General features: G+C 69.9%; 21 protein-coding genes. 13 read left to right on the forward strand and 8 right to left on the reverse strand.

Features of this window, described 5'->3' with window-relative positions; all coding sequences use genetic code 11:
• Positions 1 to 79 precede the first annotated feature (79 nt).
• The gene (gene gap / locus SLW52_RS15250) at positions 80 to 1081 is read right to left on the reverse strand and encodes a type I glyceraldehyde-3-phosphate dehydrogenase (protein ID WP_320740550.1); all 1002 of its coding nucleotides are present in this window, start codon (positions 1079 to 1081) and stop codon (positions 80 to 82) included.
• Positions 1082 to 1241: 160 nt separating this feature from the next.
• Between gap and SLW52_RS15255 the strand changes: the two genes are divergently transcribed.
• The 3 genes from SLW52_RS15255 to SLW52_RS15265 all read left to right on the forward strand — a co-directional run bounded on the left by SLW52_RS15255 (position 1242) and on the right by SLW52_RS15265 (position 3698).
• Positions 1242 to 1871 (forward strand): OmpW family outer membrane protein, encoded by a 630-nt coding sequence (locus tag SLW52_RS15255; RefSeq protein WP_267083760.1) that lies wholly within the window; start codon positions 1242 to 1244, stop codon positions 1869 to 1871.
• Between the two features lie 250 nt (positions 1872 to 2121).
• Complete coding sequence (locus SLW52_RS15260) at positions 2122 to 2742, forward strand: OmpW family outer membrane protein (protein WP_295914679.1); 621 nt, start codon at positions 2122 to 2124, stop codon at positions 2740 to 2742.
• A 143-nt stretch (positions 2743 to 2885) separates the two neighbouring features.
• Positions 2886 to 3698, forward strand: coding sequence for a S1/P1 nuclease (locus SLW52_RS15265; RefSeq protein WP_267099938.1), 813 nt, complete (start codon positions 2886 to 2888; stop codon positions 3696 to 3698).
• A gap of 87 nt (positions 3699 to 3785) precedes the next feature.
• On the opposite strand, the gene trxC is transcribed toward SLW52_RS15265, so the two are convergent.
• The 4 genes from trxC to SLW52_RS15285 form a co-directional block, all read right to left on the reverse strand.
• Positions 3786 to 4229, reverse strand: coding sequence for a thioredoxin TrxC (gene trxC, locus SLW52_RS15270; protein ID WP_320740549.1), 444 nt, complete (start codon positions 4227 to 4229; stop codon positions 3786 to 3788).
• Entirely contained in the window at positions 4226 to 4705 is a 480-nt protein-coding gene (locus tag SLW52_RS15275) for an OsmC family protein (RefSeq protein ID WP_267123789.1), read from the reverse strand. Before SLW52_RS15275 ends, trxC begins: the two co-directional genes overlap by 4 nt.
• Positions 4706 to 4784: 79 nt before the next feature.
• Positions 4785 to 7982 carry an efflux RND transporter permease subunit gene (locus SLW52_RS15280; RefSeq protein WP_320740548.1) on the reverse strand — a complete coding sequence of 1066 codons (3198 nt, stop codon included), beginning with the start codon at positions 7980 to 7982 and terminating at the stop codon, positions 4785 to 4787.
• Positions 7983 to 8001: 19 nt separating this feature from the next.
• The gene (locus SLW52_RS15285) at positions 8002 to 9180 is read right to left on the reverse strand and encodes an efflux RND transporter periplasmic adaptor subunit (protein WP_320740547.1); all 1179 of its coding nucleotides are present in this window, start codon (positions 9178 to 9180) and stop codon (positions 8002 to 8004) included.
• Positions 9181 to 9340: 160 nt separating this feature from the next.
• On the opposite strand from SLW52_RS15285, the gene SLW52_RS15290 reads away from it, so the two are divergent.
• The 7 genes from SLW52_RS15290 (at position 9341) to SLW52_RS15320 (ending at position 13755) form a co-directional block, all read left to right on the forward strand.
• Positions 9341 to 9709 (forward strand): rhodanese-like domain-containing protein, encoded by a 369-nt coding sequence (locus SLW52_RS15290; protein ID WP_320740546.1) that lies wholly within the window; start codon positions 9341 to 9343, stop codon positions 9707 to 9709.
• Positions 9710 to 9713: 4 nt separating this feature from the next.
• Entirely contained in the window at positions 9714 to 10064 is a 351-nt protein-coding gene (locus SLW52_RS15295) for a metalloregulator ArsR/SmtB family transcription factor (RefSeq protein WP_017917369.1), read from the forward strand.
• Positions 10061 to 10891, forward strand: a complete 831-nt coding sequence (locus SLW52_RS15300; protein ID WP_320740545.1) for an MBL fold metallo-hydrolase — start codon at positions 10061 to 10063, stop codon at positions 10889 to 10891. The genes SLW52_RS15295 and SLW52_RS15300 overlap by 4 nt, the downstream gene beginning before the upstream one ends.
• A 115-nt stretch (positions 10892 to 11006) precedes the next feature.
• Entirely contained in the window at positions 11007 to 11786 is a 780-nt protein-coding gene (modA, locus tag SLW52_RS15305; protein WP_320740544.1) for a molybdate ABC transporter substrate-binding protein, read from the forward strand.
• A 9-nt stretch (positions 11787 to 11795) separates the two neighbouring features.
• Positions 11796 to 12491 carry a molybdate ABC transporter permease subunit gene (modB, locus tag SLW52_RS15310; RefSeq protein WP_320740543.1) on the forward strand — a complete coding sequence of 232 codons (696 nt, stop codon included), beginning with the start codon at positions 11796 to 11798 and terminating at the stop codon, positions 12489 to 12491.
• A 28-nt stretch (positions 12492 to 12519) separates the two neighbouring features.
• On the forward strand, positions 12520 to 13137 hold the full coding sequence (locus SLW52_RS15315) for an ATP-binding cassette domain-containing protein (RefSeq protein WP_320740542.1): 618 nt from the start codon (positions 12520 to 12522) through the stop codon (positions 13135 to 13137).
• 60 nt (positions 13138 to 13197) lie between these two features.
• Positions 13198 to 13755, forward strand: a complete 558-nt coding sequence (locus SLW52_RS15320; protein WP_320740541.1) for a flavin reductase family protein — start codon at positions 13198 to 13200, stop codon at positions 13753 to 13755.
• Between the two features lie 45 nt (positions 13756 to 13800).
• Here the strand turns inward: SLW52_RS15320 and SLW52_RS15325 are convergent, their stop codons facing one another.
• From SLW52_RS15325 to SLW52_RS15335, 3 genes are read right to left on the reverse strand one after another with little or no spacing between them, the layout of a single operon-like run.
• Positions 13801 to 14397, reverse strand: coding sequence for a hypothetical protein (locus SLW52_RS15325; protein ID WP_295921759.1), 597 nt, complete (start codon positions 14395 to 14397; stop codon positions 13801 to 13803).
• Complete coding sequence (locus tag SLW52_RS15330) at positions 14394 to 15839, reverse strand: TonB family protein (RefSeq protein WP_320740540.1); 1446 nt, start codon at positions 15837 to 15839, stop codon at positions 14394 to 14396. Before SLW52_RS15330 ends, SLW52_RS15325 begins: the two co-directional genes overlap by 4 nt.
• Positions 15829 to 16197 carry a BlaI/MecI/CopY family transcriptional regulator gene (locus tag SLW52_RS15335; protein ID WP_010340889.1) on the reverse strand — a complete coding sequence of 123 codons (369 nt, stop codon included), beginning with the start codon at positions 16195 to 16197 and terminating at the stop codon, positions 15829 to 15831. The genes SLW52_RS15330 and SLW52_RS15335 overlap by 11 nt, the downstream gene beginning before the upstream one ends.
• A 200-nt stretch (positions 16198 to 16397) precedes the next feature.
• Between SLW52_RS15335 and SLW52_RS15340 the strand changes: the two genes are divergently transcribed.
• The 3 genes from SLW52_RS15340 to SLW52_RS15350 all read left to right on the forward strand — a co-directional run bounded on the left by SLW52_RS15340 (position 16398) and on the right by SLW52_RS15350 (position 22719).
• Positions 16398 to 18353 (forward strand): acetyl-CoA hydrolase/transferase C-terminal domain-containing protein, encoded by a 1956-nt coding sequence (locus tag SLW52_RS15340; protein ID WP_320740539.1) that lies wholly within the window; start codon positions 16398 to 16400, stop codon positions 18351 to 18353.
• A 364-nt stretch (positions 18354 to 18717) separates the two neighbouring features.
• Positions 18718 to 19848, forward strand: a complete 1131-nt coding sequence (locus tag SLW52_RS15345; RefSeq protein ID WP_320740538.1) for a phosphatidylinositol-specific phospholipase C1-like protein — start codon at positions 18718 to 18720, stop codon at positions 19846 to 19848.
• Between the two features lie 132 nt (positions 19849 to 19980).
• On the forward strand, positions 19981 to 22719 hold the full coding sequence (locus SLW52_RS15350) for a TonB-dependent receptor (protein ID WP_320740537.1): 2739 nt from the start codon (positions 19981 to 19983) through the stop codon (positions 22717 to 22719).
• Positions 22720 to 22772: the final 53 nt, after the last annotated feature.

The raw sequence follows: 22772 nt of genomic DNA on the forward strand, positions 1-22772 counted from the left end.
GCGCCATTCCATCCGGGCACGTCATCGCCCACAAAAAAAGCGCCGCAAGGCGCTTTCTTTGTGGACGACGCCAGGCGGCTTACTTCGCCACCACCTTGACCATTTCCAGGCACTTGTTGGAGTAGCCCCACTCGTTGTCGTACCAGGACACCAGCTTGACGAAGGTGCCGTCCAGGGCGATGCCGGCATCGGCATCGAAGATCGAGGTACGCGCGTCGCCGCGGAAATCGGTAGCCACCACCTTGTCTTCGGTGTAGCCGAGGATGCCCTTCAGCGCGCCTTCGCTCTGCGCCTTCACCTCGGCACAGATCTCGGCGTAGGTGGCCGGCTTCTCCAGTTCCACGGTCAGGTCGACCACAGACACGTCCGAGGTCGGCACGCGGAAGCTCATGCCGGTGAGCTTCTTGTTCAACTCCGGGATCACCACGCCGACCGCCTTGGCCGCACCGGTGCTGGACGGAATGATGTTCTCCAGGATGCCGCGGCCGCCGCGCCAATCCTTGTTGCTCGGCCCGTCCACGGTCTTCTGGGTGGCGGTGGCCGCGTGCACGGTGGTCATCAGGCCGCGCTTGATGCCCCACTTGTCGTTGATCACCTTGGCCAGCGGCGCCAGGCAGTTGGTGGTGCAGCTGGCGTTGGAGACGATGGCTTGGCCGGCGTAGGTGCTGTCGTTGACGCCGTACACGAACATCGGCGTGTCGTCCTTCGACGGCGCCGACAGGATCACCTTCTTGGCGCCGGCGTCCAGATGCTTCTGCGCGGTTTCATTGGTCAGGAACAGGCCGGTGGACTCGATCACCACGTCCACGCCGACCTCGCCCCACTTCAGCGCGGCCGGATCGCGTTCCTGGGTCAGGCGGATCTTCTTGCCGTTGACCAGCAGGTGCCCGCCGTCGACCGACACCTCGCCCTCGAAGCGGCCGTGCACGGAGTCGTACTGCAGCATGTAAGCCAGATAATCCGGCTCGAGCAGGTCGTTGATGGCGACGATCTCGATGTCGCTGCCGAAATTCTGCACCGCCGAGCGCAGCACGTTGCGCCCGATGCGACCGAAACCGTTGATGCCGACCTTAATTGCCATTTCAGTAGCTCCTGCGGCCGCGCCTGGCGCGGCGGATGGAAGGGGAAATCCCATTCTAGCAGGCCGGCCGCGCCACGCCGGACACGCCGGTTTGATCAGGATCAAGGCGGCATGGGGCGGCGCGCCGGACACTGCGCCCACACCCAACCGAGACTCCACCATGCGCACCACCTCCCCCCTCCTGCTCGCCGGCCTGGCCGCCGCCCTGACCCTGTGCGCCCTGCCGGCGCTGGCGCAGTCGCAAGGCGACTGGACCATCGGCATCGGCGCCCACCAGGTCAACCCGAAGTCCGACAACGGCACGCTCGCCGGCGGCACCCTGCCGCTGCGCATCGACAGCAACATCCGGCCGACGGTGACCTTCGAGTACTTCGTGCACCAGAACCTGGGCGTGGAAGTGCTGGCCGCGCTGCCGTTCGAGCACGACATCAGCGTCAAGGGCGTGGGCAAGGTCGGCAGCACCAAGCACCTGCCGCCGGTGGTGTCGCTGCAGTACCACTTCAACAGCGCCGGCAAGGTCTCGCCGTTCGTCGGCGCCGGCCTCAACTACACCACCTTCTTCAGCGAGAAGACCACCGGCGCGCTGGCCGGCAGCAAGCTCAAGCTGGACGACTCCTGGGGCCTGGCCGCACATGCCGGCGTGGACATCGCGCTCACCGACAAGTCGGCGCTGCGCGTGGACATGCGCTGGATCGACATCGACAGCAAGGTCAAGGTCAACGGCAGCGACCTGGGCACCGCGCACATCGATCCGCTGGTGTATGGCCTGGCCTACGTGATGAAGTTCTGAGACGGGCGCCGGCGCCGCTGCGACCTGCGGCGCCGGCGGCAACAGGATCGGCGCCGCTCGCCGCAGCGGCGCCATTCCGGAGCATGGCCGTACCGGATCGACGCCGCGAGGCCGCATATGCGGCCTCGCCGGTGCGCAGCGCGTCCGCGGCGCTTCTCTGGCAGACTACGCGCCACACGGATGTGGATCGGTGCCCGCCGGGCCGACACGGGGTTCGCATCCGCCCACTCGTCGTCCACCGGGGTCTCCCATGCCGCCACGCCTGTTCCGTCGCTTTGCCGTCGCCGCCCTCGCCAGCATCGCCCTGCCCGCCGCGGCGCAGTCGGCCGGCCACTTCACCACCAGCTATGGTCTGCACGGCATGGTGCCGGGGTCGTCCAACGGCACGCTGCGCGGCAGCGACCAGCGCTTCGACGCCGACGTCGCGCCGGCCGTGTCGTTCAGTTACGAATACTTCTTCCGCGGCAACCTCGGCGTGGAGATCCAGGGCCTGGTCGGCCAGCAGAAGATCGGCGTGGACCGCGGCGGCGACATCGGGAGCGCCTGGATGCTCTCGCCCACCATCTCGCTGCAGTACCACTTCAACGGCAACGGCGACATCTCCCCGTTCGTCGGCGCCGGCCTCAACTACACCGCCTTCCTCGGCAGCGACGGCAAGGGCGCGTTTTCGTCCAACGACGTGAAGTTCAAGGACACCATTGGTCCGGCGCTGCATGCCGGCGTGGATTTCGCGGTCGGCGAACGCAGCGCGATCCGCGTGGATGCGCGCTGGACCGGCATGCGCAGCGACGTGAAAGTGGACGGCAGCACGCTCGGCAAGGCCAAGCTCGATCCGGTCACCTACGGCGTCGCGTACCTGATGTATTTCTGAGCCTGCAGCCGGGTCGTGTCCTCGGACGCGGCTCGGCGCGGTCGGCGACGCCGTCTGGCACCGGCGTCCGCCGTGCTGAGCGGCAACGCAACAGACCTGACGCGCGTCATGGCCGCGTCGTCGGCGCCGGCTAGAATCGGCGCATGAAAATCTCTCCCTTCGTTTGCACCGCGCTCGCCGCGGCCCTCGCCGCCGCACCGTCCGCCGCCTTCGCCTGGGGCCCGCTGGGTCACCGCCTGGTCGCCGATCTCGCCGACACCCAGCTCACCCCGCAAGCCCGCGCGCAGGTCCGCACTCTGCTGCAGGGCGAACCCGACCCGACCCTGGCCGGCGTCGCCAACTGGGCCGACCAGCTCCGCGAACACGATCCCGACCTGGGCAAGCGCAGCGCGCGCTGGCACTACGTCAACCTGGCCGAGAACGACTGCCACTACGAGCAGACCCGCGACTGTCCGGACGGCAACTGCGCGGTCGAGGCACTGCGCCGCCAGGCCGCGATCCTCGCCGACCGCAGCCAGCCGCAGGCCGCGCGCGCGCAGGCGCTGAAGTTCGTGGTGCATTTCGCCGGCGACGTGCAGCAGCCGCTGCATGCCGGCTACGCCCGCGACAAGGGTGCCAACACCGTGCAGATCCAGTTCGAGGGCAAGGGCAGCAATCTGCATTCGCTGTGGGACAGCGGCCTGCTGCGCAGCCGCGGGCTGGACGAGCAGGCCTACCTGGCCGAGCTGGAAAAGCAGCCGTTGCCGGCGCCCTCGCCGGCGGGCAGCGCGCTGCCGCCACCGGCCGCGGCGTGGGCCGAGGCCTCCTGCAGGATCATGCTGCGTCCGGGCTTCTATCCGCCCGGTGCCACGCTGCCGGCCGATTACGTGACGACCTGGCGCCCGGTCGCCGAAGCGCAGTTGCGCCAGGCCGGTGCCGACCTGGCGGCAACCTTGAACGCGGCGCTGGGCAAGTAAGCCCGGCGCACCGTGCAGGAGCGGCTTCGGCCGCGATGGACTTTCCCAGGCAAGCCCATCGCGGCTGAAGCCGCTCCGACGAGAGCGTTACGCAGAATTCAACTGCGCGCGCGCCCAGCGCACGATCTCGGCGGTGCCGATGGCGCCGCTGTGTCGGCCGAGCTCACGACCTTGCCGCAGCAGTAGCAGCGTCGGGATGCTGCGGATGCCGAAGCGCCCGGCCAACGCCGGCTGCGCGTCGCTGTCCAGCTTGCCCAGGCGCAGCCGCGGCTCGAGCTGCGCGGCCGCGGCCGCGAAGTGCGGGGCCATGGTCCGGCATGGGCCGCACCATGGCGCCCAGACGTCCACCAGCAACGGCAGCTCGCTGCGTTCGGCGTGCGCGGCAAACGTCTCGGCGGTCAGCGTGACCGGTGTGGCGTCGAACAAGCCGCGATGGCAGCGTCCGCATTGCGGCGCGTCCGCCAGTTTCGCCTCCGGCACCCGGTTGAGCGCGGCGCAGCGTGGGCAGGCGACATGCAGCGGCGCGGTCACGCGCCGGCCTCGATGCTCTTGTCGCCCAGCAGCACGGTGCCTTGCGCATCCTTGACCGTGACCTGCACGTCGATGCCCTGGCGCACGCTCTGGGTGACCACGCAGAACCGCTCGAACTGGGCCAGGATCCGTTCCAGCTGCGCGTAGTCCTGGTTGGCGCCGGGCAGCTGCAGTTCCACCGAGGCCTGCGGAATGCGCCAGAACCCTTCCGGATTGCGCATCGGCGTGGCGGTGATGTGCGCGACCACGCCGGCCGGATCGTTCTTGTATTTGCGCATCGCGAACAGCAGGCTGGCCGCCAGGCAATTGGCGATGCCGGCCAGCAGGATGCGCGTGGGATTGGGGCCGCGCTCCTGGCCCAGTGGCGCGGTTTCGTCGCTCAGCCAGGGCTCCAGCGCGGTTTCGTCGAAGCGAATGCGGAACGCGAAGTCCGTGTCCTGCTCCAGGGTGACGCGGATCGGATCGCCGATGGGCATCGTGGAAACTCCACTTCGCAGAAAAGGATTTCCGACTCTACGCCGGCACCGGTAACGGCGTGTGGACGCAGTGTCGTGCTCACGCCGCCGCTTCGCGCCGTGCCAGCGGGTAGTACAGCAACGGGATGACCAGCAGGGTCAGCGCCGTGCTGACCAGGATGCCGAACAGCAACGCCACCGCCAGCCCGTTGAAGATCGGATCGTCGAGGATGAACAGCGCACCGAGCATCGCCGCCAGGCCGGTCAGCACGATCGGCGGTGCGCGCACCGCACAGGCCTCGATCACCGCCTGCTCGGCGCTGCGCCCCTGCGCCAGGGCATGACGGATGAAGTCCACCAGCAGGATCGAATTGCGCACGATGATGCCGGCCAGGGCGATCATGCCGATCATGCTGGTCGCGGTGAACTGCGCGCCGAGCAGGGCATGGCCCGGCATCACCCCGATCACCGTCAGCGGAATCGGCGCCATGATCACCAGCGGCAGCAGATAGCTGCGGAACTGCGCCACCACCAGCAGATAGATCAGCAACAGGCCCACCGCGTAGGCGATGCCCATGTCGCGGAAGGTCTCGTAGGTGATCTGCCATTCGCCGTCCCATTTCACCGCGAAGTCGGCGGTGTCGACCGGCGGCGCGATGAAATGCTGCTGCAGCGTCTGCCCATCGAGCCGGTGGCTGCGCAGTTGCCCGACCAGGTCGAACATGCCGTACAGCGGGCTGTCCAGGCGTCCGGCTTCGTCGCCGGTGACGTACACCACCGGCCGCAGGTCCTTATGCGCGATGCTGTCGTCCCAGGGCAGGCGCTGCACCGTGACCAGTTCCGACAGCGGCACCAGTTGCCCATCGCCGCCGCGCACGCGCAGCGCCAGCAGGCGTGCGCTGGCGGCCTGCGCGGCGCCCGGCAGGCGCAACCGCACCGGCTGTGCCACCTTGGACGTGCCATCGTGCAGCCAGGTGACGTCCAGACCCTGCACCGCCGTGGCCAGGGCATCGGCGATGGCCGCCTGGCTCACGCCCAGGCGCGCGGCGCGCACGCGGTCGACCACCAGCGTTTCGCGGGTAGCGGCACTCTCCACGCTGGTGTCGACATCGACCACGTTCGGCGTGCGCAGGAAGCGCCGCTCCAGCGCCAGGGCGAGCTGGCGGCTGCGCGGATAGTCCGGCCCGTACACCTCGGCCACCAACGGTGACAGCACCGGCGGCCCCGGCGGCAGCTCCACCACCTTCAGCGACGCGCCATGCCGGCGTGCGATCGCCGCCAGCGGCGGCCGCAGCGCGCGGGCGATGGCATGGCTGTGGCGCGTGCGCTGGCGCTTGTCGATCAGATTCACCTGCAGGTCGCCGACGTTGTTGCCGCTGCGCAGGAAGTACTGCCGCACCAGGCCATTGAAGTTGACCGGCGCCGAGGTACCGGCATAGCCCTGGTAGTCGTGCACCTCGGGCGTGCGGTCGAGCACCCCGGCCAACTCCACCAGCAACGCATCGGTGTCCTGCAGGGTGCTGCCTTCGGGCAGGTCGACCACGATCTGCAGTTCCGATTTGTCGTCGAACGGCAGCATCTTCAGCACCACCCACTGCAGCCCGACCAGGCCGACCGCGGCCAGCAGCAGCGCCGCGATGCCGGCGAACAGCCAGCCGCGCCGGCGCGCGCCGCGGCCCGGATCCAGGAACGGGTGCAGCAAGCGCGCGAACAGGCGCTGCAGGCGCGGCGGCGCATCGCCCCCCGTCACCGTCTGCCCGGCACGTGCCGGCACGTGCCGCTTCAGCAGCTTCAGCGCCAGCCACGGCGTCACCACCAGCGCGATCGCCAGCGACAGCAGCATGCCGACCGAGGCGTTGATCGGGATCGGCCGCATGTACGGCCCCATCAGGCCGCTGACGAATGCCATCGGCATCAGCGCCGCGATCACGGTGAAGGTGGCGAGGATGGTCGGGCCGCCGACTTCGTCCACCGCCGGCGGAATCGCCTCGCGCAAGGTCTTGCCGCCGGCGCGCAGATGGCGGTGGATGTTCTCCACCACCACGATGGCATCGTCGACCAGGATGCCGATGGAGAAGATCAGCGCGAACAGCGACACGCGATTGAGGGTGAAGCCCATCGCCCACGAGGCGAACAGCGTCAGCGCCAGGGTCAGCACCACTGCGCTGCCGACTACGATGGCCTCGCGCCAGCCCAGCGCGAACAGCACCAGCAGCACCACCGAGGCGGTGGCGAACACCAGCTTGTGGATCAGCTTGGCGGCCTTGGCCGCCGCGCTGGCGCCGTAGTCGCGGGTGACCTCGGCATGCACGCCCTGCGGCAGCAGTTCGCCGCGCAAGGCCCGCAGGCGCGCGCTCACCGCGCGGGTGAGCGCCGAGGCGTCGCTGCCCGGCTTCTTGGCGATGGCCAGGGTCACCGCCGGCGCGCGCCCCTGCGCCGGGCCGCCGCGCGTGGGCGGCGTGCCGTACCACACGTAGGCCGTGGGCAGGTCGGCACCGGCCTGGATCCGTGCCACATCGCGCAACTGCAACGGCCGGCCGTCGTGCACGCCGATCACGAGCTCGCGCACGGCGTCGGCATCGGCCAGGAACCGCCCGGCACTGAGCGGCACCGCACGGCCGCCGCCGATGCGGTCGCCGAGCGGGCGCACCACGTTCGCCCCCTGCAGCGCCTGGCCGAGGTCGGCCACGGTGAGGTCGTAGGCGGCCAGCCGCGCCGGATCCAGCGTCACCGTGACCACCCGCGGCGGCGCGCCGATGCTGTAGATGTCGCGCGTTCCCGGCAGGCGCTTTAGGTCGGTCTCCAGGGTGCGCGCGATCGCGCCTAGGTCGGCGGCGCTGCGCTGCGGATCGTCGCTCCACAGGGTCACGCTCATCACCGGCACGTCGTCGATGCCCTTGGGCTTGACCAGCGGCGCGCTGGCGCCCATCTGCGTCGGCAGCACGTCCAGATTGGAATACACCTGGTTGTACAGGCGCACCAGCGCGGTCTGCCGCGGCACCCCGACCTGGAATTCGACGGTCAACACCGCCTGCCCGGGGCGGCTCACCGAGTACACGTGCTTGATGCCCTCGATCTCGTCGAGCTTCTGTTCCAGCGGCGTGCTCAGCAGCTGTTCGACCTCGCGCGCATCGGCGCCCGGCAGCGACACGAACACGTTGGCCATGGTCACGTCGATCTGCGGTTCTTCCTCGCGCGGGGTGATCGCCACCGCCGCCAGGCCGAGCAGCAGGCCGAGCAGGGCCAGCACCGGCGTCAGCGGATTGGCCTGGAAGAACGCCGCCAGGCGACCGGACATCCCGAAACCGGCGGCCACCTCAACGCTCCGCCAGCGCGCGCCGCTGCGCGGCCAGCGCCTGCCCGGCAGCGACCGGATCGCGCGCCACGCGCTCGCCCGCGCGCAGCCCGGCAAGCACTTCCACCCGCTGCGCATCGCGCTGACCGATCCGCAGCTGCCGCAGGCTGAGCCGACCGTCGGCCAGCACATAGGCCGCACTGAGTTCGCCCCGCTGCAGCAGCGCCGACAGCGGAATGCGCAACGGCGCCGCCTCCGCGGCATCGCCTGCAGCCAGCGGCACCTCGACCTTGGCCGTGGTACCGGGTGCCGGGGCCGGTTGCAGCGCCGGCAACGGTACCCGCACCGTCACGCTGTGGCTGCGCGGATCGGCGGTGGGGAACACCGTCACCTGCGGAATCTGCAGGAGGCGTCCATCGTCCAATCGCACCTGCGCGCGCGGCGCGTTGCGGACCGCTTCCGCATCCGACTGCGGCACCTGCACCTCGATGCGCTGCGCGCCGGGCACGTACAGCGACAGCAAGGCCTGCCCGGCCGCCACCGCCTCGCCCGGCTGCACCTGGCGCGCACTGATGACGCCCGCGAACGGCGCACGCACCACGGTGTAGTCGGCCGGCTGCTGCGCCTGCGCCAGTTGCGCGGCGGCGGCAGCGCGTGCGGCATTGGCCGCATCGCGGGTGGCGCGGGCCTGGTCCAATTGCGCGCGCGACACGTATTGCGCCCCGGCCAGGGACGCATAGCGGCGATAGCTGGCCTCGGCCTCGTCGGCGCTGGCCGTGGCGGCATGCACTTGCGCCTGCGCGCTGGTCACGCCGGCGCGCTGTTCCACCGCGCTGAGTTGCAGCAGCACCTGGCCGGCGGCGACCCGATCGCCCACGTCCACCGCGACGCTGCGCACGCGCCCGCCGGTCTGCGCGCTGAGATCGGCGTACTCCACCGCGGTCACGACGCCGTCCCAGGAGCGCGATGCCATCGCCGCGGGCTCCACCGGCACGGTCGCCAGCGCCGGCAACGGCGGCGGCGCGACCGTGGCGGCGTCATGCCGACAGCCGGCGAGCGCCAGCATCGCCAGCGCCGCGAACGCGCCCGCCAGGGGCGCACGACCGTTGCCGCGGGCCGCCGTAGCGGCAGGTGCAGCAAGCGTCCCGCGCAGCCGTCCGGCACGCCAGGCACAGCGGATCGGCCAACGAAGCACACGCATGATCGAACTCCAGAGGAAAGGGCGCATCCGCGCCGTCGGTGGGCACCCCACCGCGGCAGATCGGGCGCGGCCGCCCGAGGCTGGCCGCGAGATAAATTAGAATTTTCTTATATTAGAGTCAACTGATATGATGGGCGCACTTTCCCGCCGAGCACCCCCAATGCCCGCCTCCTCCGCCCAAGTCCTGGTCGACCGCGCGCGCGCGCAGATCCACGAAACCCCTGTCCACCCCGATGCCGCCGCCACGCCGCTGCCCGGCGAGTGGATCATCGACGTGCGCGAACCCGGCGAGTTCGCCATGGGCCATTTGCCCAACGCCATCAACATCCCGCGCGGCATCCTCGAATTCCGCCTCGACGCCGATCCGGCGCTGGCCCGACGCGACCAGCCGATCCTGCTGTACTGCGCCAGCGGCGGCCGCTCCACCCTGGCGGCACTGAGCCTGCAGCACCTAGGCTACACCGCGGTGCGCTCGCTGACCGGCGGCTTCCTGGGCTGGACCGCGGCCGGTGGCCCGGTCGATTTCTGAGCCCATGCCGCGCCGCGCCGCAACCGCCCTGGACCCTGCCGCGATGCGCGCGCACGCCAGCGAGGCGGCGCGTTTGCTGAAAGCGCTCGGCAACGAGAAGCGGCTGCTGCTGCTGTGCCTGCTGGTGGACCACGAGCAATCGGTCGGCGAGCTCAACGCACGTGTGGAGCTCAGCCAGTCGGCGCTGTCGCAACACCTGGCGCTGCTGCGCGAGGATGGACTGGTGCAGACCCGCCGCGAGGGTCAGACCATCTATTATTCGCTGGTGCCCGGCCCGGTGCAGCGCATCCTCGAGGTGCTGCACGGCATCTACTGCAGCGCCGCGCCACCTGCCGCCACCCGGAGCGATCGATGAGCCAGCATCCGCACGTCCACGCCTTCCACCATGCCGGTTCCGGCACCTGGAGCTACGTGGTCGAGGATGGCAACGACGCCGCGGTGATCGACCCGGTGGTGGGCTACGACCCGCAGACCGGCGCACTGGACCACGCACCGGCGCAGGCGTTGGCCGCGTGCCTGGACGCGCGCGGACTGCACCTGCGCTGGATTCTCGAGACCCACGCCCACGCCGATCATGTCTCCGCCGCGCAGTGGTTCAAGCAGCGATGGCCGCAGGCGACGCTGGCGATCGGCGACGGCATCCGCGAGGTGCGCGCCCGTTTCGCGCCACAGTTCGGCCTGGACGCGGACGCGCAGGCGCGTTGCGGCTTCGATCACCTGTTCGCCGATGGCGAGCGCTTCGCGGTCGGTGATGTGCAGGCGCAGGTGATCGCCGTGCCCGGCCACACCGGCGACAGCGTCGCCTACCTGATCGGCGATGCGCTGTTCCCGGGCGATTCGCTGTTCATGCCCGACAGCGGCACCGCACGCTGCGATTTCCCCGGCGGCGACGCGGCCACGCTGTACCGTTCGATCCAGCGGCTGTACGCGCTGCCGGAGGCGACGCGCGTGTTCGTGTGCCACGACTACGGCGCAGGCGGCCGCGCGGTGGCCTGCCAGACCAGCATCGGCGAACAGCGCCGCAGCAACATCCATGTGCGCGATGGCATCGACGAAGCGGCCTTCGTGGCCTTGCGCCAGGCGCGCGATGCGACGCTGGCCGAGCCGCGGCTGATGCAGCCGTCGGTGCGCGCCAACATCCAGGCCGGCCGCACCGACGACCTGGCGCCGCCGGCGGCGTGAGCAGGCAGCGCGCCGCCGGCGCGCTAGGATGCGGAGTTGCGACAGCGCTGCGCGACCGTACGCGTGCGCCGCCGCGCCCTGCCGCATCGCCTACCTGCCCCCGCTGGAGTGACCCATGACCCGACCGCTGCGCCGCCTGCTGTGCCTGTGCACCTTGATCGTCGCCACCGCGATCGCGCCGGTCTCGGCGCAGACGCCGCTGACCGTGTTCGCCGCCGCCAGCCTCAAGGAATCGCTGGACGAGGCCGCCAGCACCTACCAGCGCGCCAGCGGCACCCCCGTGCAGGTGTCCTACGCCGCCAGCTCCACGCTGGCCCGGCAGGTGGAACAGGGCGCGCCGGCGGACGTGTTCGTGTCCGCCGACCAGGAGTGGATGGACTACCTGCAGCAGCGCAAGTTGATCGATCCGGCACTACGCCGCGACCTGCTCGGCAACACCCTGGTGCTGGTGGCGCCGGCCGCCAGCAAGGCCCAGGTCGACCTGCGCAAACCCGGCGCGCTGCTCGCCGCGCTCGGCGCGCAGGGGCGCCTGGCGGTCGGCCAGACCGCCAGTGTGCCGGCCGGCAAGTACGCGCGCGCCGCACTGCAGGCGCTGGGTCAGTGGGACAGCGTGCAGCCGCGCCTGGCCGAGAGCGAGAGCGTGCGCAGCGCGCTGATGCTGGTGGCGCGCGGCGAAGCGCCGCTGGGCATCGTCTACGGGTCCGACGCCCAGGCCGAGCCCAAGGTGCGGGTGGTGGCGACCTTTCCGGCCGACAGCCACGCGCCGATCGTGTATCCGGTGGCGCCGCTGCGGGCTAGCGCGCAGGCGAAGAGCGCTGCCGATTTCGTGCGTTGGCTGGGCACGCCGCCGGCGCAGGCGATCTTCCGTCGCCACGGTTTCTCGCTCGCCCGTTGAGGCCTGGCGTTGTTCGACTTCACTGCGCAGGAACTGACCGCGATCGTGCTGAGCGTCAAGGTCGCGCTGGTCGCGGCGCTGGCCAGCCTGCCGCTCGCGGTGGCCTGCGGCTGGCTGCTGGCGCGGCGCCGCTTCTTCGGCAAATCGTTGCTGGACGCGTTGCTGCACCTGCCGCTGGTGATGCCGCCGATCGTCACCGGCTACGCGCTGCTGCAGCTGTTTGGCCTGCAGGGGCCGATCGGCGGCTGGCTGTTCGAGCACCTAGGCGTGCAGTTCGCGTTCCGCTGGACCGGCGCGGCGCTGGCCAGCGCGGTGATGGGCTTCCCGCTGATGGTGCGGGCGATCCGCCTGGCCCTGGAATCCACCGACCGCCGCCTCGAAGCGGCCGCCGCCACGCTCGGCGCAGGCCCATGGCGGGTGTTCTTCACCATCACCCTGCCGCTGGCATGGCCGGGCGTGGTCGCCGGCGGCGTGCTCGGCTTCGCCAAGGCGCTGGGCGAGTTCGGCGCCACCATCACCTTCGTCTCCAACATCCCCGGACAGACCCAGACCCTGGCCTCGGCGATCTACAGCCTGCTGCAGGTGCCCGGCGCCGAAGCCGGCATCTGGCGGCTGGCGGCGGTGGCGCTGGCGATCTCGCTGGGCGCGCTGCTGGCTTCCGAGTGGCTGGTGCGACGCCAGCGCGGCACCGAGGTGGACGCATGAGCCGCGCAACCGCCCGGAGCCGACACCGATGCTGAGCATCGACCTGCACCTGCAGCGTGGGCGTTTCGCCCGCCACGTGCGCATCGAGGAACGGGCGCGCGTGGTCGCCCTGGTCGGTCCGTCCGGCGCCGGCAAGACCAGCCTGCTCAACGCCATCGCCGGGGTGCTGCCGCCGCGCGGCGGGCGCATCGCCATCGATGGCCGGGTGCTGTACGACAGCGCTGCCGGCATCGACCTGCCGGCGCATCGCCGTGGCATCGGCTACGTGTTCCAGGACGCGCGCCTGTTCCCGCACATGGACGTGCGCCGCAACCTCGGCTACGGCCGCCACGGCCGCGGCCAGCCGGCACGCTTTGCACTGGACGCGGTGGTCGAGTTGCTCGGCATCGGCGCGCTGCTGGAGCGGCGCCCCGACACGCTCTCCGGCGGCGAAGCGCAACGCGTGGCGATCGGCCGCGCACTGCTGTCGCAGCCGTCGCTGCTGCTGTTCGACGAACCGCTGTCGGCGCTGGACGCCGACCGCCGCAGCGAACTGATCCCCTACCTGCAGCGCGTGCGCGACGACGTGCGCCTGCCGATGCTCTACGTCAGCCACCAGGCCGAGGAAGTAGCGCGCATCGCCGACGCGGTGCATCGGCTGGACTGACGCAGACGTCGCGTTCACCCGGGCCGGCGAGACTGAAGGCCCCGCCACGGCAGACTGCGCATGCGCCGCTACCGCAAGCTCGACTTCCCCACGCAGGACGTGCGCCGCTTCCTCGAGCCGGGCCCGGTGGTGCTGGTCAGTTCGGCCTGGAAGCAGCAGCGCGACGTGATGACCCTGGGCTGGCACATGGTGCTGGAGTTCTCGCCCTCGCTGCTCGCCTGCTGCATTTCCAGCGCCAACCACAGCTTCGACCTGATCCGGCGCAGCAAGCAATGCGTGATCAACCTTCCCACCGCCGACCTGGTCGACACCGTGGTCGGCATCGGCAATACCAGTGGTGCGGACCTGGACAAGTTCGCGCACTTCGGCCTCACCGCGGTGCCCGCCACGCACGTGGCGGCGCCGCTGATCGCCGAGTGCTACGCCAGCTTCGAATGCCGCCTGCACGACGGCAGCCAGATCGGCAAACATGGCCTGTTCGTATGGGAGGTGGTCAAGGCGCACGTCGCCGCCTCGCCCAAGCGGCCGCGCACCCTGCACTACCGGGGCGACGGCCGCTTCATGCAGTCAGGCGCGGAGATCTCGCGGCGGCGCCTGTTCAAGCCGGAGATGCTGTAGTTCCCGGCAACGGGCAAGGCAGACCGCACGCGGCGATCGCGGCGCTCAGCGCGCGCCGCCGACGCGCCCCGACTGCACGCTGGCCTTGCCCTGTCGGACCTCGAAGGTGAATGCGTAGGCCAGCGTCACAGGCACCTCCTGCACCGACTGCGCGTCGTCGCAGCGCCCGTCCTGCGCCGGCCGCTGCGCCGGATCGGCATAGGTGCAGATCGCCGCCGGCACGAAGCGCCACTGCGCGACCGCGTCCTGCACCGCCTGCAGCAGATCGGCCATCTCCGGCTGCGCGCCCGCACTGCAGTCCGGGCGATCGTTCAACAGGGCGCTGCGCTCCACAATGCCTTGCGCGGACAGGATCACCCGCACGCAGACCGTGGTCGGGGCCAGCGTGTGGCGCGGCGACTCGGTCGGCAACTGCGGCGTCGGCGCCTGCAGCGGTTGCGGCATGCGGAACACTTCCTGCGGCTGCATCCGATACGACTGCACCGCCGCCGCACCGGGCGCCGCGCCGAATCCTGTTTCCAACATGCGCTGATCCACCGAGTCGATGCGCTGGGTCGGTTGCGGCGCCTCTTTCGGCACGTGGCTGGCGCAGCCGGAAAGGACCAGTGCCAGCAGCATGCCAGCCCGCAAGTGCGCACTCATCGCACGGTCCGCGCCATGCCGCACAGCGGCGCGGCGCCGCCCTTGCCGGAGAACACCTTGTCGCACAAGCTCGCCAAAGTGTCGCCGGCATCCTCGCCCAGGCGATACCAGCGGTAGTTCGCAGCATCGGCGACGCCAGCCGGCGCCTCCTCGGGATACATTTCCACGTCGAACGCGACCGGGATCTTCACGCGGCTGGCCACAGCGCGTCCGTGCGCAGTCGCCGGCGAGAAGCGCCACTTCCAGGCGGCGGTAACCGCGGCAGCATCCAAGACTGCGCTACCGCTGCCATGATCCAGCACGCGCACGTCGCTCGGCGCCCCGTGCGCATCCACGTCGACCAGCAGGACCAGCTTGCCGGAGACGCCGGCACGCACCGCTTCATCCGGGTATTTCGGGGGCGGCATGTCGATCACCGTGGCAGGCTGCGCTCCGGTCCGCGCGGCGACCACCGACGCCTGCTGCACCGATCGTGCCGACGTGCCATCCACCTCGCTCGCGGCAAGATCGCGTGCCACGCCCGTGGCATCTGTTCCAGTTGGCAACGCCAGTGCCATCGCACTCCCGCTCAACGCGGCCAGCGTCACCGCCGCGAGGCCCAGACGACGCCGCCAACCACGCACCGCCGGGCGCCGCAGCAAGGCAATGCGCTGGCACAGGACGCTGCCCGCCTGCCAATGGCAGCCCACCGGCAAGGCCAACGCGTCCAACTGGGTCTGCAGCATCGCCTCGGCGTAGTGCCGGCGCGTGCCGGGATGGCGAACCAGCACTGCGGCATCGCAGGCCAGTTCCTGATCCAGCCGGAAACGCGTGGCGGCCCAGTGCAGCAGCGGATTGAACCAGTACACGCAGCGCAGCACGGCGAGCAGCAGATTGCTGCGGGTGTCGCCGCGGGCGATATGCATGCGTTCGTGCGCCAGCACCAGTTGCGCCTGCGGCGGCGGATAGCGCGCGGCGAAGTCCATCGGCACCACCACTTGCGGCCGCCACGCACCCAGCACCAGCGGCCCATGCAGCGCATGCTCGGCGACCAGCACGCCATCCTCGCCAGGCTGCAAGCGACCCAGGCTGCGCCGGTAGCGGCGCTGCTGCCGCCACAATACGGCCGCCGAGGCCAGCGCACCCGCCAGCCACAACGACAGCAACCAGACCGTGGCATGCCCGCTCGCCGACACGCCGTCGCCTGCCGACATCTGCGCCCGTGTCACGCCGACCAGCACCGCCGGCATGTCCAGCGCCAAGCCCGCCGGCAACGCTGGACGCCAGCCGCTGGGCAACAGTGCCGCCAGCAGCGCCAATGGCACCGCGATCCATAGCGCGTAGGCGATGCCGGCGCCGAACGCGCGCCGCATCGGCACGCGCAATGCCAGCACCGCCGCGATGGCCACGCTGACGACCAGCGCGGTACTCCCGAGGTCCTTCACGATCCCGTCAATGCTCATCGTCCAGCTCCTGGATCAGTCGTTTGAGTTCGGCGATATCGGCATCGCTGAGCTTGCCGCGTTCGCTGAAGTGCGCCACCAACGGCGCGATACGGCCGCCGAACAGGCGGTCGAGCAGGCCTTCGCTCTGTTGCTGCACCCACTGCGCGCGCTGCAGCAGGGGCGTGTACAGATAGCGGCGGCCTTGTTTGTCGGCGCGGATCGCGCCCTTGTTGAGCAAGCGGTTGAGCAGGGTCTTGACCGTGGGTTCGGCCCAGCCGCCATGCCCGGACAAGGCGGCGAACACCTCCTCGGCGCTGAGCGGGTGCCGCTCCCACAGCACCTCCATGACCACGGCTTCCGCATCGCTGATCGACATTTCGTTTACGCCCGTAAATTTTCAATGATTACGCGCGTAAACAAAACGCATGTCAAGCGTTTTTTGCGCAACGACCGATGCCCTGGCGATCGGCATGCCCCCACGCCCGGAGGTCGTCGCCGCCAATCGCGTACGCCGCGGCACCGCGCGTATCGGTCGCGCATCACGATCGACGCAATCGCCGGCACACCCTCTAAGCTATGCCGATGACCGATCACCTCGACGACCTCGACGCCGCTGCCGACCTGATCCTGCAGCGCATCACCGGCCCGCTGCGCGTGGGCGCACCGCTGGGCCTGGGCAAACCGCATCGCCTGCTCAACGCGCTGTACGAGCGCATCGAACACGATCCGACGCGGCCGCTGCAGATCTACACCGCGCTGTCGCTCAATCCGCCGGCGCCCGGCGGCGGGCTGCAGGGCCGTTTCGCGCGGCCGTTCGTGCAGCGCCACTTCGGCGAGGACTTCCCGCGCCTGCGCTACGTGCAGGCGATGCAGCGCGATGCGCTGCCGGCACACATCCAGGTCGAAGAGTTCTACATGCAGTCCGGCGCGTTGCTGCGCTCGACCCAGGCGCAGCGCAGCTACACCAGCCTCAACTACACGCATGCCGCCGATGCGGTGGCGCAGCGTGCGCCGAACCTGATCGTGCAGAAGGTGGCGCGCGAACCCGACGGCACCCGGCTGTCGTTCTCGTGCAACAACGACATCACCCAGGACACCCTGGCCGCAGTGCAGCGGCGCGGCCTGCCGCGGCCGCTGCTGGTGGCCGAAGTCGATCCGCAGTTGCCGTGGATCGGCGGCTGCGCGGCGGTGGAGCCGAGCTTCTTCGACGTGGTGGTGACGCCGCCGGGGCCGTCTCCGCGCCTGTTCGGGCTGCCACGGCAGCCGGTCGCCGATGCCGATTACGCCATCGGCCTGTACGCCAGCACGCTGGTGCGCGACGGCGGCACCCTGCAGATCGGCATCGGCACCCTGGCCGATGCGCTGTGCCACGCGCTGGTGCTGCGGCATACCGACAACGCGCGCTACCGGCAGGTGCTGGCGGCGCTGGATCCGGAACTGGAGCGGCATCCGGCGGTACGCGAATGCGGCGGCCTGGAGCCGTTCGCGGTCGGCCTGTTCGGCTGCAGCGAGATGCTCAACGAGGGCTTCAGGCAGTTGGTCCAGTGCGGGGTGATCCGGCGCAAGGTGCTCGACGACGCGCCGCTGCTGCGGCGCGTGGCCGACGGCACTGCCGATGCGCAGGACCTGCGGCGCCTGGAGCGCGAGGGCGAATACCTGCAGGGCGCGTTCTACCTGGGCTCGCCGGAGTTCTACGCCTGGCTGCGCGACATGGATCCGCAGGCGCGCGCGGCGATCGGCATGCGCCGCATCAGCGAGATCAACCAGCTCTACGGCGACGAGGCATTGCGCCGGGTACAGCGGCGCGAGGCGCGCTTCTTCAACTCGTGCATGATGGCCACCGCGCTCGGCGCGGCGGTGTCCGATGCATTGGACGATGGCCGCGTGGTGTCCGGCGTCGGCGGCCAGTACAACTTCGTGTCCATGGCGCACGCGCTGGACGACGCGCGCAGCGTGCTGATGTTCCGCGCCGTCCGCAGCGATGCCGGCGCAACGCAGTCGAACGTACGCTGGAACTACGGCCACACCACCATTCCGCGGCACCTGCGCGACCTCTACGTCAACGAGTACGGCATCGCCGACCTGCGCGGCCTGACCGACGAGGACTGCATCGCGGCGATGGTCGGGATCGCCGACGTGCAGGCCCAACCCGCCTTGCTGGAGACGGCGAAGGCCAACGGCAAGCTGGCCGCCGACTTCGCAACATCCACGCACTGGCAACGCAATCACGCTGCGCGCGTGCGCGACGCGCTGGCGCCGTTCCGCCGCGACGGCACCCTGCCCGACTATCCGCTGGGCAGCGATTTCACCGAGGTCGAGCAGCGCCTGCTGCGCGCCCTGTCCTGGCTGCAGCAGCACTCCGCCAGCACCGGCGCCAAGCTGAAGACGGTGGCCAGCGCGGTGCTGGCGCGTCCCGCGGCGGATGCCGCCTGCATGCAGCGCATGGGGCTGGACGCGCCGCGCAGCCTCGGCGAACGGCTGGACGCGACGTTGCTGGCATTCGCCCTGCAGCGCACGCGCACGCCGCAATGACGCACGCGCGGCAACGGCAGGGAGCCACCCGGCGACGCAGGGTTTACGTATAGAAGCGGCTCGACGTGCCCTGGGCCGACAGCCGCAACGCGCGCGATCGGAAACACCCGTCGCGGCTGAGCCGCTCTCGCAATAACGACAACACTTCGCGCTGAGTTGCAGCAAAACCGCGTCGCCGGCGGTGCTTGTCCAAACCAGCCGCGACAACGTGACGACGATCATGCACGCATGGGACATCGCGCACGATCATGGCACGCCGCCGGCCATGACACGATTTGGCAACACCCGCGTCAACTCCACTCGGGATGCTGTCGAGATATCGTTACCAAACGTGGCCACGATGTTCCCCCAACGTTCTGTCCCGATGTCGTCGAAGCTCCGCAGTGCGCCAGCTGCGCTGCGCGCCCTGCTGGCAGTGTTGGCGCTGTTGCCATCTGCGCTGTGCGCCGCACCCAGGCTTGGCGACCTGCAGTACATCGGCAGCCACAACAGCTACCACGCCGGCTTCGCGCCCAGCGAAGCGGCGCTGTGGAAACGCCTGGATCCAGCGACGTTCGCGGTGCTGGACTACCGGCATCCGCCGTTGACGCAGCAACTGGACGACGGCGTGCGCCAGATCGAACTAGACATCTACGCCGACGCCAAGGGCGGACGCTACGCGCACCCGGCGATGATCGACCAGCTCGCCAAGGCCGGGCTGCCGCCGGCTCCGCCGATCGCCGCGCCGGGCGTGATGCAGCGGCCGGGCTTCAAGGTCATGCACATCCAGGACCTCGACCAGCGCAGCACCTGCCAGCCGCTGCTGGCCTGCCTGCGTGAGGTGCGGGCGTGGTCGCAACGGCACCCCGGGCATCTGCCGATCTTCATCCTGCTGGAAACCAAGCAATCCACCGTGCCGGCGGCCTTCCCCACGGTGCAGCCGGAGCCGTTCGACGGCAAGGCGCTGGACGCGCTGGACGCCGAACTGCGCTCGGTGTTCGCCGCGAACGACTACATCAGCCCCGACCAGGTACGCGGCAGCGCGGCCACGCTCAACGCCGCCGTGCTCGCGCAGGGCTGGCCCGCGCTCTCCGCGGCGCGCGGCAAGGTGGTGTTCCTGCTCGACCAGCGTTCGATCGGCCCGGCCTACCTGGCCGGCCATCCGTCCTTGCGCGGCCGCGTGTGCTTCACCAATGCCGATCCCGGCGCCGACGACGCCGCCTTCGTCGAGCGCAACGACGGCAGCGCCGACGAGATCGCGACGCTGGTGAAGGCCGGCTACCTGGTGCGCACCCGCACCGACGCGGACCTCAAGGAAGCCCTGCGCAACGACACTGCGCGACGCGACGCCATGCTCGCCAGCGGCGCGCAACTGCTCAGCACCGACTTTCCCGATCACGAACCGGCCGCCTCCGGCTACGTGGTGCGCTTCCCCGACGACGCCGTCGCCCGCTGCAATCCGCAGCGTCCGCAGCGTCCGCAGGCCGACTGCCACGGCGTCGACCTGCGCCACTGAACGCCATTGGCCGCGCGACGTCGCGGCCACGCCCCACACGTACGCAATGGAAGGCCTGGGCGATCCGCGCGCCGGCATCGGCGTGTCCGGACTTCGGATCGCAACCGCTGTTTCCCCCAACGAGCCACCCCCATGCTCCCGATCCATCGCCCCCGCCCCCTGTGCTGTGCCATCGCCCTCGCGCTTGCGCTCTCGCCGGCCGCCCATGCCAGCGACGCCGACGATCCCGCTGACGCCAGCGCACGCACCACCACCCTGGACTCGGTCAACGTCCAGGCCGCGCAGGCCACCGCTCCGGGTTCGCTGGACGAACAGCGCCTGTCCAACGGCGTCAACAGCGTGATGAGCAAGCAGCAGATCGACGCGATTCCCTCCGCCGGCATCGCCGACGTGGTCGCGCACCTGCCCGGGCTGTCCGCCTACAGCGACATGCATCTGGGCCAGGCCACCACCGGCGAGAACGCCTACGTCAGCATCCGCGGCCTGGATGCCAGCTACAACAGCTACCGCCTCAACGGCTTCGGCATGCCCGAGACCGATTCGTCCACGCGCGCGATCTCGCTGAACATGCTCGCGCCGTTCGGCATCCAGTCGGTCAAGGTCTCCAAGTCGCCGACCCCGGACCTACCGGGCGACGCGATCGGCGGCGCGATCGACATGCGCACGCCCAGCGCGTTCGACTTCGACGGCGACTTCTACGGCAAGACCACCGCGCAAGGCCAGTTCAACGCGCTCGCTTCCGACCTCGGCGGCAAGCACACCGGCGGCACGCTGCAACAGGAGCTGGCCTGGAATTTCGGCGACGACCACGCGTTCGGCGTCTATGCCTCGGCCTACTACGGCAAGAACAACAACATGGCGCAGGCGCCGGCGCCCAACAGCGCGTACTTCCCGGCGGATCCGGCGCAGGCCAAGGCAGTGGATCTGCGCGATGTCGGCCCGCTGCTCAGCGCCCGCTACAAGTACAGCGTCTACACCAGCCAGATCGAGCGCTACGGCGGCAACCTCGCCTTCGACTGGCAGGGCGAGCACACCACCCTTTTCGCGCGCGCCATCTACGGCAGCTACAACGTCACCGGCCAGCAGGACCAATCCAGCGCACGCCTGGAAACCGTCAACAACCAGCCGACCGCGGTGCGTGGCGGCTACTTCAACACCCACGACATCAAGGAAACCCTGGCCACGCTGCAGTTGGGCGGGCAGACCACGCTGGATCGTCTGCGCTTCGATTACGGCAGTTCCTTCGGACGCGGCACGCGCAGCCGCCCGGACTACGTCGCCGCGAGCCTGTACGGCTTCACCCCGGGCAGCTTCGCGTTCGACCTGAGCGACCCGACCTATCCGAGCATCGGCCCGAGTTCGCCGGCCCTGAAGAACTTCTTCTACAGCCTGGATTCGGCGCTGTTCTGGAAGACCCAGGGCCACGATGCCGGCAGCCACGACAACCGCGCCAGCGCGCATGCCGACATCAGCTACCGCGTGGACGGCGACGTGCTCGACGAGGTCAAGACCGGCCTGTCGCTCGACCACGCCGACCGCGGCTCCTACGATCACCCGTTCTTCCACAAGGACGGCAATTTCGTCTACAACGGCCCCTACTTCGGCGGCAGCAACTACGTGTTCCCCAACGCCGGCGGCCCGCCGCTGAGCGCCCTGCCCGGCCGCCTCACCTACGCCGCCTTCGATGGCCACTACGCCGGCCCGTTCAAGATCCTCGACCGCGACTGGGTGCGTGCGCAGGCGGTGCCGTACAAGTACGTCAACGATCCCAATGGCGCCGGCATCTATACCGCCAACGACTACAACGCCAACACCACCTCCAGTACCGAGGCGATCTACGCCGGCTACGCGATGGCCACGCTGCATGTCGGCGCGGTGACCCTCCTGCCCGGCGTGCGCTACGAACTGACCCGCTACTCCGCCGATGCCTGGCAATCGAACGGCGACGGCATCAACGGCCGCTTCGTCGGCAGCGGCCGCAGCTATGGCGAAGTATTGCCGGGCATCAGCCTCAACTATCGTCCGGACGAGCTGACCGTCTACCGCGCCTCGCTGCGGCGCAGCTTCAGCCGCCCGGCGTTCGGGCTGATCTCCGGCGAGACCGTGTACACGGTCGACCCCACCCAGAAGGTCATCGGCATCTCCAAACCCAACCCCGACCTGCAGCCGAGCAAGGCCGACAACGCCGACCTGTCCGCGGAGTTTTACGACCGCAACGGCGGCGTGCTCAGCGCCTCGACCTACTACAAGCGCATCACCGGCTTCATCTACACCTCGCAGTCGGCGACCAGCAACGACAACACGCTCGGCGGCCTGGTCCCGACCGGTACCACCTTCGAGGACGGCGTGCCGGTGACCATGCCGCAGAACGGCGGCACCGCGACGCTGTACGGCCTGGAACTGGCCGGCAGCAAGCGCCTGCAGGATTTGCCAGGGTTCTGGGGCAACTTCGGCATCGCCGCCAACCTGACCCTGCAACACAGTTCCGCCGACAGCAAGCGCGCCGACCAGCCCGAAAAGACCTGGCTGCCGCGTGCGCCCGAGCGCATCTACAACCTGGACCTGTTCTACGACGACAGCCGTCTGCGCGCCGACCTGAGCTACAACTACACCGGCCTGCAACTGCTCGGCCTGACCAGCGACCGGCTCAACTACTACCTGCAGCCGGTCAAGTCGCTGGACTTCACCGCCACCTACCACCTGCCGCACGGCATCGACGTCGGCATCGCCGCGAAGAACCTGCTGAATTCGGCCACCTTCTACGAGACCCAGGGCAAGTCCACCCGCTACATGGCCTACGACCCCGGTGCCGATGGCGCCTACGTGGAAACCGGGCGCGTGTACATGCTCACGCTGAGCTATACCTACTGACGCGGCCCTGCCTCCGCCGCTGCGGCGAGTGCCTTGCGTGCAGACTGCACGCA

The organism is Xanthomonas sp. LF02-5, from assembly GCF_034105325.1.
GTDB classification, from domain to species: domain Bacteria; phylum Pseudomonadota; class Gammaproteobacteria; order Xanthomonadales; family Xanthomonadaceae; genus Xanthomonas_A; species Xanthomonas_A sontii.

Excerpts from the sequence above, each read along its gene's own strand:
- gap (WP_320740550.1), bottom strand. The coding sequence starts at position 1,081 with ATGGCAATTAAGGTCGGCATCAACGGTTTCGGTCGCATCGGGCGCAAC.
- SLW52_RS15255 (WP_267083760.1), top strand. The coding sequence starts at position 1,242 with ATGCGCACCACCTCCCCCCTCCTGCTCGCCGGCCTGGCCGCCGCCCTG.
- SLW52_RS15260 (WP_295914679.1), top strand. The coding sequence starts at position 2,122 with ATGCCGCCACGCCTGTTCCGTCGCTTTGCCGTCGCCGCCCTCGCCAGC.
- SLW52_RS15265 (WP_267099938.1), top strand. The coding sequence starts at position 2,886 with ATGAAAATCTCTCCCTTCGTTTGCACCGCGCTCGCCGCGGCCCTCGCC.
- SLW52_RS15275 (WP_267123789.1), bottom strand. The coding sequence starts at position 4,705 with ATGCCCATCGGCGATCCGATCCGCGTCACCCTGGAGCAGGACACGGAC.
- SLW52_RS15280 (WP_320740548.1), bottom strand. The coding sequence starts at position 7,982 with ATGTCCGGTCGCCTGGCGGCGTTCTTCCAGGCCAATCCGCTGACGCCG.
- SLW52_RS15285 (WP_320740547.1), bottom strand. The coding sequence starts at position 9,180 with ATGCGTGTGCTTCGTTGGCCGATCCGCTGTGCCTGGCGTGCCGGACGG.
- SLW52_RS15290 (WP_320740546.1), top strand. The coding sequence starts at position 9,341 with ATGCCCGCCTCCTCCGCCCAAGTCCTGGTCGACCGCGCGCGCGCGCAG.
- SLW52_RS15295 (WP_017917369.1), top strand. The coding sequence starts at position 9,714 with ATGCCGCGCCGCGCCGCAACCGCCCTGGACCCTGCCGCGATGCGCGCG.
- SLW52_RS15300 (WP_320740545.1), top strand. The coding sequence starts at position 10,061 with ATGAGCCAGCATCCGCACGTCCACGCCTTCCACCATGCCGGTTCCGGC.
- modA (WP_320740544.1), top strand. The coding sequence starts at position 11,007 with ATGACCCGACCGCTGCGCCGCCTGCTGTGCCTGTGCACCTTGATCGTC.
- SLW52_RS15315 (WP_320740542.1), top strand. The coding sequence starts at position 12,520 with ATGCTGAGCATCGACCTGCACCTGCAGCGTGGGCGTTTCGCCCGCCAC.
- SLW52_RS15320 (WP_320740541.1), top strand. The coding sequence starts at position 13,198 with ATGCGCCGCTACCGCAAGCTCGACTTCCCCACGCAGGACGTGCGCCGC.
- SLW52_RS15325 (WP_295921759.1), bottom strand. The coding sequence starts at position 14,397 with ATGAGTGCGCACTTGCGGGCTGGCATGCTGCTGGCACTGGTCCTTTCC.
- SLW52_RS15330 (WP_320740540.1), bottom strand. The coding sequence starts at position 15,839 with ATGAGCATTGACGGGATCGTGAAGGACCTCGGGAGTACCGCGCTGGTC.
- SLW52_RS15335 (WP_010340889.1), bottom strand. The coding sequence starts at position 16,197 with ATGTCGATCAGCGATGCGGAAGCCGTGGTCATGGAGGTGCTGTGGGAG.
- SLW52_RS15340 (WP_320740539.1), top strand. The coding sequence starts at position 16,398 with ATGCCGATGACCGATCACCTCGACGACCTCGACGCCGCTGCCGACCTG.
- SLW52_RS15345 (WP_320740538.1), top strand. The coding sequence starts at position 18,718 with ATGTCGTCGAAGCTCCGCAGTGCGCCAGCTGCGCTGCGCGCCCTGCTG.
- SLW52_RS15350 (WP_320740537.1), top strand. The coding sequence starts at position 19,981 with ATGCTCCCGATCCATCGCCCCCGCCCCCTGTGCTGTGCCATCGCCCTC.